Source organism: Pseudomonas putida NBRC 14164, from assembly GCF_000412675.1.
GTDB classification, from domain to species: Bacteria; Pseudomonadota; Gammaproteobacteria; order Pseudomonadales; family Pseudomonadaceae; genus Aquipseudomonas; species Aquipseudomonas putida.
In genome coordinates this window covers 4,526,183-4,539,951 of sequence record NC_021505.1, presented here as the reverse complement: position 1 = coordinate 4,539,951, position 13,769 = coordinate 4,526,183, and the positions used below count along the sequence as shown (strand labels likewise).

12 protein-coding genes are annotated in these 13,769 nt (G+C 61.9%); all 12 read left to right on the top strand.

Features of this window, described 5'->3' with window-relative positions; all coding sequences use genetic code 11:
- The first annotated feature begins 18 nt into the window (after nt 1-18).
- A complete protein-coding gene (locus PP4_RS20105) occupies nt 19-1,239 on the top strand; it encodes an O-antigen translocase (protein WP_016501002.1) in 1,221 nt (406 codons plus the stop codon).
- Nucleotides 1,240-1,242: 3 nt separating this feature from the next.
- Nucleotides 1,243-2,676, top strand: a complete 1,434-nt coding sequence (locus PP4_RS20100; RefSeq protein WP_016501001.1) for a hypothetical protein — start codon at nt 1,243-1,245, stop codon at nt 2,674-2,676.
- 2 nt (nt 2,677-2,678) lie between these two features.
- Nucleotides 2,679-3,944, top strand: a complete 1,266-nt coding sequence (locus PP4_RS20095) for a hypothetical protein (RefSeq protein WP_172488775.1) — start codon at nt 2,679-2,681, stop codon at nt 3,942-3,944.
- The gene (locus PP4_RS20090) at nt 3,904-4,752 is read left to right on the top strand and encodes a hypothetical protein (RefSeq protein ID WP_041167835.1); all 849 of its coding nucleotides are present in this window, start codon (nt 3,904-3,906) and stop codon (nt 4,750-4,752) included. Before PP4_RS20095 ends, PP4_RS20090 begins: the two co-directional genes overlap by 41 nt.
- Complete coding sequence (locus tag PP4_RS20085) at nt 4,749-5,456, top strand: acyltransferase (RefSeq protein ID WP_016500998.1); 708 nt, start codon at nt 4,749-4,751, stop codon at nt 5,454-5,456. Before PP4_RS20090 ends, PP4_RS20085 begins: the two co-directional genes overlap by 4 nt.
- On the top strand, nt 5,453-6,544 hold the full coding sequence (locus PP4_RS20080; protein ID WP_016500997.1) for a glycosyltransferase family 4 protein: 1,092 nt from the start codon (nt 5,453-5,455) through the stop codon (nt 6,542-6,544). Before PP4_RS20085 ends, PP4_RS20080 begins: the two co-directional genes overlap by 4 nt.
- Complete coding sequence (locus tag PP4_RS20075; RefSeq protein ID WP_016500996.1) at nt 6,534-7,643, top strand: DUF1972 domain-containing protein; 1,110 nt, start codon at nt 6,534-6,536, stop codon at nt 7,641-7,643. Before PP4_RS20080 ends, PP4_RS20075 begins: the two co-directional genes overlap by 11 nt.
- Nucleotides 7,643-8,632: a UDP-glucose 4-epimerase family protein gene (locus PP4_RS20070; RefSeq protein WP_016500995.1), complete on the top strand. Its 990-nt coding sequence runs from the start codon at nt 7,643-7,645 to the stop codon at nt 8,630-8,632. The genes PP4_RS20075 and PP4_RS20070 overlap by 1 nt, the downstream gene beginning before the upstream one ends.
- Nucleotides 8,629-9,642 (top strand): MraY family glycosyltransferase, encoded by a 1,014-nt coding sequence (locus tag PP4_RS20065; RefSeq protein WP_016500994.1) that lies wholly within the window; start codon nt 8,629-8,631, stop codon nt 9,640-9,642. The genes PP4_RS20070 and PP4_RS20065 overlap by 4 nt, the downstream gene beginning before the upstream one ends.
- Nucleotides 9,643-9,700: 58 nt before the next feature.
- Nucleotides 9,701-11,698, top strand: coding sequence for a polysaccharide biosynthesis protein (locus PP4_RS20060; RefSeq protein ID WP_016500993.1), 1,998 nt, complete (start codon nt 9,701-9,703; stop codon nt 11,696-11,698).
- A 102-nt stretch (nt 11,699-11,800) separates the two neighbouring features.
- A complete protein-coding gene (gene rfbB, locus PP4_RS20055) occupies nt 11,801-12,871 on the top strand; it encodes a dTDP-glucose 4,6-dehydratase (RefSeq protein WP_016500992.1) in 1,071 nt (356 codons plus the stop codon).
- Nucleotides 12,868-13,764, top strand: a complete 897-nt coding sequence (rfbD, locus tag PP4_RS20050) for a dTDP-4-dehydrorhamnose reductase (RefSeq protein WP_016500991.1) — start codon at nt 12,868-12,870, stop codon at nt 13,762-13,764. The genes rfbB and rfbD overlap by 4 nt, the downstream gene beginning before the upstream one ends.
- Nucleotides 13,765-13,769: the final 5 nt, after the last annotated feature.

The following is a 13,769-nucleotide window of genomic DNA, read 5'->3' as shown; positions in this document are numbered from 1 at the left end:
ATAGCGGTTGCGGTAAAGATGGCCACCTTGCTTGGCCTTAACAAAGTGCTGGCCCTGTATGTGGGGCCGGCCGGTTACGCGGCCATCGGCCAGCTGCAGAATGCGGTGACCATGTTCACCACTCTGGCCAGTGGTGCCGTCAGCACCGGCGTTACCAAGTACACGGCGGAATTCGCCGAACAGCCCGACGAGCAGCGCAAGATATGGAGAACCGCCGGCACGCTGTCGGTGGTGGTTTCGCTGCTGCTCGCAGTACTGATCATGGGACTGCGCAAGCCCTTGGCCAGCTGGTTTTTCAATGACGAATCGCTGGCGTCGGTGCTGGTCTGGTTTGCCGCCACGCTGGTGTTCTTTGCCTTCAACTCGTTATTGCTTGGCGTGCTCAACGGCAAGAAGGATGTGCCCCGCTATGTGCTGGCCAATATCCTCGGCAGCCTCATTTCGCTGGTGGTCACCTGTGCGTTGACCATCCAGCTTGGGCTGTACGGTGCGCTTGTGGCGCTGGCGGTGTATCAGTCGCTGAGCTTCGTGGCCACCCTGGTTATCTGCATGCGCACGCCCTGGTTCCACCTTGGCGACTTTTTTGGCGGGCTGGACCGTCAGGCCCTGAGGCGGCTGTCGAAGTTTGCGCTGATGGCCGTGGTCACGGCCTGTTCCCTGCCGGTTTGCCACGTGTTCCTGCGGGACTACCTGGGCAATACCTTTGGCTGGGAGCAAGCGGGATACTGGGAAGCCATGTGGCGCCTGAGTTCGGCGTACCTCATGCTGATTACCACCACCCTGGCGGTGTATTACCTGCCGCGGTTGTCCGAACTGAAGGATGCCGGTGAGCTGCGCAGGGAGATTCTGCAGGGCTACAAGCTGATCCTGCCCATGACCATAGTGGCCGGGCTGATCATCTACCTGCTGCGCGACTTCATCATCCAGGTGCTGTTCTCCGAATCGTTCCTACCCATGCGCGAGCTGTTCGCCTGGCAGATGGTGGGCGACAGCCTGAAGATCGCCAGCTGGCTGATGGCCTACCTGATGCTGGGCAAGGCCTTGACGCGGCTGTACCTGGTGACGGAAATCCTCGCCACTTTGTCGCTTTACGCCCTGACCGTGTACCTCACGCAACTCTGGGGGTATGAGAAGGTCACACTTGCCTACGCGGTTAATTACCTGTTGTACGCAATCGTCATGTATTTCACGGTTTACCGGCGTTTGTCGTCGATTGTCGCTGATTCGGCACGGAGCTGAGCAATGAAGCAAGTGGTTGAGCAGCTGCACGCCCGGATACTGAAGGCAGCACCAGGGCCGGCTTTGGCTCAGGCGCAAGTCTATGGTGCACTGCTGTGGGCCGTGGACCTGGACATCTACGAGGCCGCAGCGCTGGAGCGCCATCTGGTAGCCCAGTGCACCAGCCTGGTCAGAGTACCGGTCGCCAGCGGCACATCCCGGGGCTGCCTGCACGTGGTCAGCGAACCCTATCTGCAAGGCGGGCACACCCGTTTGATGGAGCGGCTGGCGCACATGCACGAGGGCCCCGTGGACCTGCTGGTGGCGCGCAGCGCCAAACCCCAGGTAATCGAACGTCTGAATGACTACTTCGCCCACATCGAAGTGGCGCGGGGTGATGACCCGTGCGCGCGGCTGCAATCCATCGTCGACACCCTTGCCCGGTACGACAAGGTGGTGCTGCACATTCACCCTGACGACATCATCACCACGGTCGCCTGTGGCCTGCTGAAGCAGCAGCGTGGCGCTGCGGTGACGGTGTATTTCGTCAACCACGCCGACCATGTGTTCAGTTTCGGCGCTTCAGTGGCTGATGTGTATTTCGAGATCAGCGCCTACGGGCACCACCTCGACAAGAAAAAACACCTCGCCTGCCAGAAGAGCTTCCTGGCGATACCGATTGAAACCAGCGGCGCAAAAGTGCCGGACGCCGCGCCCGCGCATGAGCGGATCAAGGTGTTCAGTGCCGCCTCGGCGGCCAAGTACAAGCCCCATGGCGGCCTGGACATGCGCCCGTCGATCACGGCTATTCTCGACAGGTTCCCGAACGCCGAGTGCTGGATCATTGGTGCCAACCCGCTGACCAACACCTGGTGGTGGACAGTGAAGCTGCGTTACCCCACGCGCTTTTTCATCCGCCGTCACCTGCCGTACAAGGACTACCTGGCGTTTGCGGAAAAAGCCGACTTTTATCTGGACAGCTACCCTATACCCGGCGGTACGGCGTTCGCTGAACAACTGCTCAAGGGCCGGCGCTGTGTCGGGTTGGTTGCGCCCATTCAGGGCTATTCGCCTGCAGACAGCCTGAAAGTAGCCAGCGTCGACCAACTGCTGGCCAGCATCGAGCAACCGCGGCCCAGTGCACCGGTGGTCGAAGCCGTGCAGCAGGTGAACTCGCTAGAAGCCGTGAAAGCGCGCTACCTGGCTTGCATCGAGCGTGGCGAATACAGCGAAAACCAGCTGGCGACCATGCTGCCGTGGTCGGGCAACCTCGATTTCATGAAACCGACAGGTAAGGTCACTAGCATGGTGCCTGCGGATGTCTTCGACGCCTTGTGCCGTATGGACACAAAGCTGGCGTTGCGAGCGCTGCTTTCCTACGCCTGGGTGCCGCGCATCAAGATCCTCATCAAGGTCACGCTGTTGCGGCTGGCCAGGTTTGCCAAAGCGCGAGGGTGAGTGTGATCAAGATCTTTATCGGCGTGTTGTTCGGCCTGCTGTTCTTCAGCGACTTTGCAGTGCTGACGCTCGGCCTGGGCAGTGCCTTTGCCGGTTGGCGCGAAATGATCAGCCTGCTGATGATCATGTGGCTGCTGTTGCGGGCACTGGCCAGCATCACGGCGCGGGGTGTGGTCAACCTCGAGGTGGGGCGGTCGTTGCTGATCCTTTTGTTCTTCGCCTTCCTGTACCTGCTGTTCGGTGACCTGAGTGCAGGGTCGGTGCGCATGTTCCGCGCATTGGCCGTGCCGGTGTTTATCGGTATGGCCGTGGCCATCTGGGCACAGGCGGTGTCGACCGAGAAGAAGCTGCGCCATGTGTACTGGTCGGTGCTGGCCATGAGCGTGCTCACCGGCGTGTATGCGCTGTACCAATACCTGACCATCGCCTCGGCCGAACAGTTCTGGTACTGGCCGCTGCTTACCGCCAAAGGTTACGAACTGCAGCCGTACAACTCGATGCGTGACGGGCTGCCGCGGGTTTCCGGCTTCTTCACCGGCACTCTGGAGTTTTCCGCCGTCATTCTCAATACCGCCGCCATGACGCTGGCCGTGTTGCTCAGCGGGCGTCACTGGTCGCTTACCCGGCGCCTGTTGCTGAGCGCCGCGTTTGTGCTGCTGTGCGGGTTGATTGTGATCGGTTCGGTGCGCACGGCCATGATCGGCCTGGTGTGCATCTGCGCGATGCTGGTGGTGGCGCGGGTGCTGCGTACGGCCTGGCTGATTTCGCTGCTGGGTTACCTGCAGTTCATTGGCCTGACCGTGGCGATCTTTGCCTACCTGTCGATGGGTTACACCCAGGACTTGTCTGCGTTGGACCGTGAGCGCCAGTGGCTGCACATGTACGAGGTGCTGAGCGCGCACCCCATGGGCTATGGCTTTGGTTCGGTGGGCCCGGGCCAGCCGTACTGGTTCGATTCGTTCTGGCTCAACCTGCTGGCCACCTGCGGCTGGGTCGGCGCGCTCATCATGGCCGGGTTGATTCTGTGGTATCACAAGCTGGTGACGATCATCGTCCGGGACAGGCCGCATGCCAGCGCATGGAAAAACGGTTTGGGCAACTTCGTGATTGCCAGTTACCCGTTCTTCCTGAGCTCGTTCTTTTTCCAGTCCTATACGAACAGTGTGGTCCTTTACATATTCGCGATCGTGGTGATGGTGATCATTGGTGAAAACAGAAGAACAAAAGTTGAGCTTGGCCGTACTGATCGTTCTGTATCGGAAAGCTAGCCAGGACTCGATTGCCCTGCAGTCGCTGCTCGCACAAAAGGCACTGCTGCAGGATGAGGGTGTCGACCTGCAACTGCATGTCTGGAACAACTCTCCCGGCATGGCGCAGCCGTGCCCGGGCGTACGCTGGTACGAGGCGGACAACCAGCGGCTGTCGGTCATCTACAATCAAGTGGCCAAAGAGGCATTTGCCGCCGGGGTCGAGCTGTTCATGATCTCGGACGACGACACCAACTACTCGAACATTCGCCTGTCCAGTTGCCTGACGCAGATCGGCCAGGTGCGCAGTGCCCCGGGCGGTGACCAGGTGGGCGTGTTCATGCCCCGCCTGGTCAGCCATGGGCAACTGGTCAGCCCCGGCCAGCGCTGGTTGTTCATGGGCCGTCTTACCCCCGATGTGGCCCCTGGCCTGGTGGACTCGAGAAACCTGCTGGGTATCAATAGCGGCCTGATTTTCACCCGTCAGTGCTTCCAGCGCATGACGCCTTTCTATGACGAGCGGTTGCGCTTCTATGCCACCGATACCGATTTTTTCATCCGCTACGAGGGGTATTTCCCCAAGGCCTGCGTGCTGGATGTGGAAATTGCCCACGACCTGTCCGAGCACAGCGCCGATACCCCGGAGCGTGCCTTGTTCCGCTTCGAGGAAATGATCCACGGCCTGCGAATCAGCTTTCATTCCCACAGCCTGCTGCAGCGGGGCCTGCTGGACCTGTACCTGGTCTATGCTGCCTTTCGCAAAGCGCTGGCCTATCGTCGCCCGGCTTTCATCAAGGCCTTGTTTACCCAGGTGAGGGCCGTGAAATGATGCATGCCTTGCTCGAAAAACTGGTTTTGGTGGTTAAAAAGCGCCCAATGGTAATCGACCGGCGCATCTCGTCGGGCTACCTGCTTGGGCTGATCGTGAGCAAGCTGGTGATGGCCTGTCGCGGGGTGATCCGGCTTCGCCAGCGGCGGCTGGCGTTCATCGGCTCGGGAGTGACACTGAAGGAAGTGGGCAAGATCCAGTACGGGCCTGGGCTGGTGATCGACCAAGGCTGCTTCGTCGATGCCTTGTCCAATGACGGCATTCGCTTCGGCACTGCGGTATCGCTGAACAAGCACATCATCATCGAGTGCACCGGCAGCCTGGCCAACATCGGCAAGGGCCTGGTAATTGGCGACAACGTCGGCCTCGGCGCCGGGTGCTTCCTGGGTTGCGCCGGCGGTATCGAGATTGGCAGCGACACCATCATCGGCAACTTTGTCAGCTTTCATTCTGAAAACCACAACTTCGAAGACCCGCTGCAACCCATCCGCCTGCAGGGCGTGACCCGTCAAGGCATCAAGGTTGGCCGCAACTGCTGGATCGGCGCCAAGGTGACCGTGCTCGATGGCGCGGTGATCGAAGACGGTTGCGTGTTTGCCGCGGGGGCCGTGGTGGCTGCGGGTGTGTACCGCAAGAACTCGATTTATGGCGGTGTGCCGGCCAAATTCATCAAGGCGCGCATCGCAGAAGAAGGGGTGGCATGAAAACGTTGCACTTTGTTCATTTGCTGAATGATTACAGTGGTAGCCCCCGGGTACTGAACCAGACCATCACCGCGCTGCAGCAAAGCGGGGCCGACTGCACCCTGCATGTGGGCAGCAGCGGCCACGGCGTGCTCGACGAACTGCAGGTGCGCACCTGCAAGTTTGCCTACAAGCGTTTCGACAACCGCTGGCTGACCCTGCTGGCGTATGCCGGTTCGCAAGTGGCGCTGTTTTTCAGCCTGCTGCGCAAGGTGCGCCCCGGGCAGGTTGTGCTCATCAATACCATGCTGCCCTTCGGTGCGGCGCTGGCTGCCCGCTTGCGCGGTGCCAAAGTGGTTTACCACGTGCACGAAACCTCCATTCGGCCTGCGCTGCTCAAGGCGTTTCTGCGGCGGGTGATTGCCGGCTGTGCCAGCAAGGTGGTCTACGTGTCGAAGTACTTGCAGGCACAAGAGGGCGTTGCCGGGGTGCCAGCGGTGACCGTTTACAACGGCCTGGCCGAGGGCTTCCAGCAGCAGGCGATGGCCACGGCGTACCAGCATCTTCATGGCGGCCGCTTCAATGTGCTGATGCTGGCGTCGCTGAAGGGCTACAAGGGCGTTGACGAGTTCGTCGCACTGGCCACGGCACTGGCTGCGGACCCGGTGCTCAAGTTCAACCTGGTGCTCAATGCCAGCGCCCAGGAAGTGGACACTTATTTCGCCGGCAAGGTATTGCCGAAAAACCTCACCCTCAGCCCGGCCAGCGCCGACGTGGCGAGGTTCTACCGCGAAGCCAGCCTGGTGCTGAACCTGTCCCATGTGGATGGGTGGGTCGAAACCTTTGGCCTGACCATTCTCGAGGCGATGGCCTTTGGTATCCCGACCATCGTGCCCCCGGTAGGCGGCCCGGTGGAGCTGGTCGGTGATGGGGCAGAGGGTTACCAGATCGACTCGAAAGACCACCAACAGCTGGTGCGCACGGTTGCGCGCCTGTCGCAGGACCCACAGCTGTGCCAGGCATTGTCTGAGCGCGCACGCATGAAAGCGAGTGTGTTTTCCACCGCCAACTTCCAGAAAAATATCGTGATGGTGTTTGATGACCTATAAGATTGCAGTAATTGGTACGGTAGGTTTGCCCGCCCAATACGGTGGCTGGGAAACACTGACCGAACAATTGGTGCGCAACCTGCCGGGTGACTGCGAGCTCACCGTGTATTGCAGCGCGCCGCATTACCCCGAGCGCCCGAAGTTTTTCGAACGTGCCCGCCTGGTCTACCTGAACCTCAAGGCCAATGGCGTACAAAGCATTCCGTACGACGTGCTGAGCATGCTGCACGCCTACCGCAAGCACGACCTGATGCTGATCCTGGGGGTTTCCGGCTGCATCGCCCTGCCATTCATGCGCCTGCTGACGCGCAAGCCGATCGTGGTGAACATCGACGGCTACGAATGGAAGCGCGCCAAATGGTCCAACTTCGCCCGCTGGTTCCTGAAACTGTCTGAAGCCGTGGCCGTGCGCTTTGCCCACGCGGTCATCACCGACAACAAGGTGCTGCAGGAGTATGTGACCGCCGAATACAACAAGCCCAGCGAACTGATTGCCTACGGTGGTGACCAGGCCCGGGCCGGCCAGCCAAGCGAGCAAGCCCGCCAGGCGTACCCGTTCCTTGGCGCGCCTTACGCCTTCACGGTGTGCCGCATCGAGCCGGAGAACAACATCCACGTCATTCTCGAGGCCTTTGCCGGGTCTGGCATGCCGCTGGCGATCATCGGCAACTGGAACCACAGCGAATACGGCGTGCAACTGCGCAAGCAGTATGAAGGGGTGAGCAACATTCACCTGCTGGACCCGATCTACGACGTAGAGCAACTGAGCCCCCTGCGCAGCAATGCCACGGTATACCTGCACGGCCACAGCGCCGGCGGTACCAACCCGTCGCTGGTCGAGGCCATGTGGCTGGGCTTGCCGGTAGTGGCCTTCGATGTGTCGTTCAACCGTGCTACTACCGAAGACCAGGCGCTGTACTTTGCCGACAGCACGTCGCTGCGCAACCATGTACAGGCGCTGCTGGGGGATGCTGACGCCCGTGCGCAACTGTCGACGCGCCTGCATGAAATTGCCAACCGCCGTTACCGCTGGTCGGTGGTAGCGGAGCAGTACCGCAGCGTGTTCACCCGATTGCTGGGCCGGGCGGGGAGAGGTTGATGGCCGGGCAAGGCAACGCACAATGCCCAGGCATTCTGGTCACCGGCGGTAGCGGTTTTGTCGGCAAGGTGCTGCTGCAGCGGCTTGCTGCAGACGCGCGCCGGGCGCCACGGGCCTTGGTGCGGAAGCTGCCTGGCCAGCCGCTGGAGGGCGTGGATTACCGTGCATTCAGCGAGCTGTCGACGGTGGACGTTGCGTCCGGGCACTTCGACCAGGTGGACACCGTTATCCACTTGGCTTCCCGCGTGCACGTGATGCACGAAACCGCCACCGACCCACTGGCCGAGTTCCGCCGGGTAAACGTTGAAGGCACCCTGAACCTGGCTCGGACTGCGGTCCAGGCAGGTGTACGGCGCTTCATCTTTGTCAGCTCGGTGAAGGTGAATGGCGAGACCACCGACGGCCGCCAGCCGTTCAGCGCGGACGAGGCGCCAGCGCCTTCAGACCCCTACGGCATCTCCAAGCGCGAAGCCGAAGACGGGCTGCGCCAGCTGGCAGCGCAAAGCGGGCTGGAAGTGGTGATCGTCCGGCCGGTGCTGGTGTATGGACCTGGGGTGAAAGCCAATTTCCGCAGCATGATGAACTGGCTGAGCAAAGGCGTACCGCTGCCGTTTGGCGCCATCCACAACAAGCGGAGCCTGGTGGCTCTGGATAATCTGGTGGACTTGCTGGTGACCTGCATCGACCACCCGGCCGCCGCCAACCAGACCTTCCTGGCCAGCGATGGCGACGACCTGTCCACCACCGAGTTGCTGCAGCGGCTGGGCAAGGCACTGGGCAAGCCCGCCAGGTTGCTGCCCGTACCTGCCAGCTGGCTGAAGGGGGCGGCGACACTCGCCGGCAAGGGCGGCCTGGCGCAGCGCCTGTGCGGGTCGCTGCAGGTAGACAGTGGCAAAGCCCGTGAACTGCTGGGCTGGCAGCCCCCGCTGGATGTGGACCAGGCGCTGCGGGCCACGGCACTCAATTTTTTGAAAGGGCAAGACAAATGACGGTTTGGTGGCTTATTCCCCTCGTCGCAGGGGCATCCCTGCTTTTGACTGCTGCGCTACGGCGCTACGCCCTGAACAAGCAGATCATCGACGTGCCCAACGCGCGTAGTTCGCACACCGTGCCCACCCCACGGGGTGGTGGCGTGGCCATTGTGCTGAGCTTCCTGGCCTGCCTGCCGCTACTGGGCATGGCCGGTGCGGTGCCGCTGGCGCCGCTGGTCGCCATTGGTGGGGCAGGGGCGTTGATCGCGGTAATCGGCTTCATGGACGACCACGGCCACATCGCTGCCCGCTGGCGCCTGCTTGGCCACTTCGCCGCCGCCGCGTGGATGCTGTACTGGCTGGGCGGCCTGGCGCCGTTGCAGGTGTTCGGCTTTACCCTCGACCTGCAGTGGTTTGGCTTCATTCTTGCGGCGTTCTACACCGTGTGGATGCTTAACCTGTATAACTTCATGGACGGCATCGACGGCATTGCCAGCGTCGAAGCGGTCACCGCCTGCCTGGGTATGGTGCTGCTATCGGCCCTGGCCGGTGTGCCGCAACTGATGGTACTGCCGCTGTTGCTGGCTGCGGCAACGCTGGGTTTTCTGTTCTGGAACTTCCCGCCGGCCAAGATCTTCATGGGCGATGCCGGCAGTGGCTTCCTTGGCATTGTACTGGCGGGCTTGTCGCTGCAGGCTGCCTGGGCTTCGCCGCAATTGTTCTGGTGCTGGCTGATTCTGCTGGGCGTGTTTGTCGTGGATGCCACCTTCACCCTCATCCGCCGATTGCTGCGCGGTGACAAGGTGTACGAAGCGCACCGCAGCCACGCATACCAGTTTGCTTCTCGTCACTATGGCAAGCACCTGCCGGTAACCCTGGCGGTGGCTGCGATCAACCTGTTCTGGCTGCTGCCAGTTGCCCTGTGTGTGCTGTTGCTGGGCCTGGACGGCGTGTGGGGTGTGATCATTGCCTACCTGCCATTGGCATATCTGGCCGTGCGCTGGCGCGCCGGTGAGCTCGAACACTAGCTAAAGTGATAGGACGAAGACAGTAGACATGTCAGGTTGGAAAGCCCTAAGAGGTTCTATGGATAAGCTGCGCTCAAGACTGCTTGGACTACCTCGACGCCACAAACGGCTGATTCAGGTAGCGGCTGATGTGATTCTGGTCTGGTTCGCGCTGTGGCTGGCGTTTGTCGTGCGCCTGGGCATCGACGATCTGGCCAACCCTGTTGTGGACCACACCTGGTTGTTCATCACCGCGCCGATCATCTCGATCCCGTTGTTCATCCGCTTTGGCCTGTATCGGGCAGTCATGCGCTATTTCGGCAATGACGCACTGATCGCCATCATCAAGGCCGTGACACTGTCGGCGCTGATCCTGGGCTTCATCATCTACTGGGCCAGCAACCATCAAAACGTGGTGCCACGCTCGATCACCTTCAATTACTGGTGGCTGAGCCTGATCATGGTCGGCGGCCTGCGCCTGGCCATGCGCCAGTACTTCCTCGGTGACTGGTTCGCCACCGCCGTACAGCATGTGCCCTTTGCCAACCGCAACGATGGCCTGCCACGGGTTGCCATCTACGGCGCCGGCTCGGCCGGTAACCAGCTGGTTGCGGCCCTGCGCATGGGCAAGGCCATGCGCCCGGTAGCGTTCATCGACGACGATGGCAGCATCACCGACCGGGTGATCGCCGGCCTGCAGGTGTACCAGCCAGAACAACTGCAACGCATGATCGACGACACCGGCGCCGAAGAAATCCTGCTGGCGCTGCCCTCGGTCAGCCGCAGCCGCCGCCGCGAAATCCTCAACCTGCTCGAAGGCTACCCGCTGCACGTACGCAGTGTGCCCGGTTTCATGGACCTGGCCAGCGGCCGGGTCAAGGTGGACGATATCCAGGAAGTGGACATCGCCGACCTACTGGGGCGCGACGCGGTGCCTGCACAAGGTGACCTGCTGCAGCACTGCATCATCGACCAGACCGTAATGGTGACCGGTGCCGGTGGCTCGATCGGCTCCGAGCTGTGCCGCCAGATCCTGGGGCAGACGCCGCGTACCCTGCTGCTGTTCGAACACAGTGAATTCAACCTGTACACCATCGCTGGCGAGCTGGAGCAGCGCATCCTGCGCGAAGGGCTGGCCGTGCAGTTGATCCCGATACTGGGCTCGGTCCGCGACCAGGCCAAGATGCTCGACGTGATGCGCGCCTGGCAGGTAGACACCGTCTACCACGCCGCTGCGTACAAGCATGTGCCCATTGTCGAGCACAACATTGCCGAAGGCCTGTCGAACAATGTGTTCGGCACTCTGTACACCGCCCAGGCGGCGCTGCAGGCTGGCGTGTCGAACTTCGTGCTCATTTCCACCGACAAGGCCGTACGCCCCACCAATGTGATGGGCAGCACCAAGCGCCTGGCCGAAATGGTGCTGCAGGCCCTGAGCAACGAGCTGGCCCCGGTACTGATGGGCGATACCGGCAATGTGTCGCAGGTGAACAAGACCCGTTTCACCATGGTGCGTTTCGGCAATGTGCTGGGCTCTTCCGGCTCGGTCATTCCGTTGTTCCACAAACAGATCAAGAACGGCGGGCCGCTGACGGTGACCCACCCGAAAATCACCCGCTACTTCATGACCATCCCCGAGGCTGCGCAACTGGTGATCCAGGCCGGCTCCATGGGGCAGGGCGGCGACGTGTTCGTGCTGGACATGGGCGAGCCGGTGAAAATCGTGGAACTGGCCGAAAAGATGATTCACCTGTCCGGCTTCAGCATCCGCTCCGAGCGCAACCCGCTGGGCGACATCGCCATCAACTTCACCGGCCTGCGCCCCGGCGAGAAACTGTACGAAGAATTGTTGATCGGCGACAACGTGATTGCCACGCGCCACCCCATGATCATGAGCGCCAACGAAGACTACCTGACCTGGGATGTGCTGAAGCAGCGCCTGGATGCACTGCGTACCGCGACCGCGGCCGACGACTTTGCCACCGTGCGCCAGCTGCTGCGCGACACCGTAAGCGGCTATGTGCCGGGCGGTGAAATTGTTGACTGGTTGTACCAGCGGCGGCGCCTGGAGCCCTGAACGCTGAACTGACAAATAGAACAGGCGTTGCCGGCAAAGCAACGCCCACATGAACTTCAAACGCAGTGAAGTTTGAAAGCGGCAATTGGGAAGAACTGAACGATGACTATTCTGGTAACTGGTGGTGCGGGCTTCATTGGCGCGAACTTCGTGTTGGACTGGCTGGCCGCCAGTGACGAGCCCGTGGTCAACCTCGACAAGCTCACCTATGCAGGCAACCTGCAAACCCTGAGCAGCCTGCAAGGCGACAAGCGCCACATCTTCGTGCACGGCGATATCGGTGACTCCGAGCTGGTAGCTCGCCTGCTGAAGGAACACCAGCCGCGCGCCATCGTCAACTTCGCTGCCGAGTCCCACGTCGACCGCTCGATCCATGGCCCGGAAGACTTCATCGAAACCAATATCGTCGGCACCTTCCGCCTGCTGGAAGCCGTGCGCGCCCATTGGGGCGGCCTGGACGAACAGGCCCGCCAGGCGTTCCGCTTCCTGCACGTGTCCACCGACGAAGTGTATGGCTCGCTGGCTGCCGACGAGCCGGCCTTCACCGAAACCCACCAGTATCAGCCCAACAGCCCGTACTCGGCCAGCAAGGCCGCCAGTGACCACCTGGTGCGCTCCTACCACCACACCTATGGCCTGCCGGTGCTGACCACCAACTGCTCGAACAACTACGGCCCGTACCACTTCCCGGAAAAGCTCATCCCGCTGATGATCGTCAACGCACTCGCAGGCAAGCCATTGCCGGTGTACGGCGACGGCCAGCAGATCCGCGACTGGCTGTACGTCAAGGACCACTGCAGCGCCATCCGCCGTGTGCTGGAAGCCGGCACCACCGGTGAGGTGTACAACGTGGGCGGCTGGAACGAAAAGCCCAACCTGGAAATCGTCAACCGCGTGTGTGCCCTGCTGGACGAGCTGCGACCCCGCGCCGACGGCAAGCCTTACGCCGACCAGATCACCTATGTGACCGACCGCCCCGGCCATGACCGCCGCTACGCCATCGACGCCCGCAAGCTGGAGCGCGAGCTGGGCTGGAAACCCGCCGAAACCTTCGAGACCGGCATTCGCAAGACTGTGGCCTGGTACCTCGACAACCAGGACTGGGTGCAGAACGTACAGTCCGGCAACTACCGCGATTGGGTAGAGAAAAACTACGCAGGGCGTTCGGCATGAAGATTCTGCTACTGGGCAAGGACGGCCAGGTAGGTTGGGAGCTGCAACGCAGCCTGGCCCCCTTGGGCCAGGTGCTGGCGCTGAACAGCCGCAGCCAGGCGCACTGCGGTGACCTGGCCAACCTGCCAGGCCTGGCCGAAACCGTGCGCGCCTACGCCCCTGAGGTCATCGTCAACGCCGCCGCTTACACCGCCGTCGACAAGGCTGAAAGCGACCGCGATCAAGCCTTCAGGGTAAACGCCGAAGCCGTCGGCGTGCTGGCCCGCGCCGCTGCCGACTGCGGCGCACTGCTGGTGCATTACTCCACTGACTACGTGTTCCCCGGGCAGGGCACACAGGCCTGGCGCGAGGACGACAGCGTCGGCCCGCTGAACACCTACGGCGAAAGCAAGCTGGCTGGCGAGCAAGCCATCCAGGCGGCCGGCTGCCAGCACCTGATATTCCGTACCTGCTGGGTGTACGCCGCTCGTGGCAACAATTTTGCCAAGACCATGCTGCGCCTGGCCGGCGAACGCGACAGCCTGGGCGTGATTGACGACCAGCACGGCGCCCCTACCGGTGCCGAGCTGATCGCCGACATCACCGCCCACGCCATCACCGCCACCCGCCGCAACCCGGCCCTGGCCGGCCTGTACCACCTGGCAGCCGGCGGTGAAACCACCTGGTGCGGCTACGCCCGCTTCGTGCTGGAGCAGGCGGCGGCACAAGGGGTAGCGTTGAAAGCCCACGCCGAACAGGTCAACCCGTTGACCACCGATGCCTACCCGACGCCTGCCCAGCGGCCGTCCAACTCACGTCTTGATACCCACAAACTGCAGAAGGCTTTTGCCCTGACCCTGCCAGACTGGCGCCAGGGAGTGGCCCGCATGCTCACGGAAATACACGAGAAATGACCACT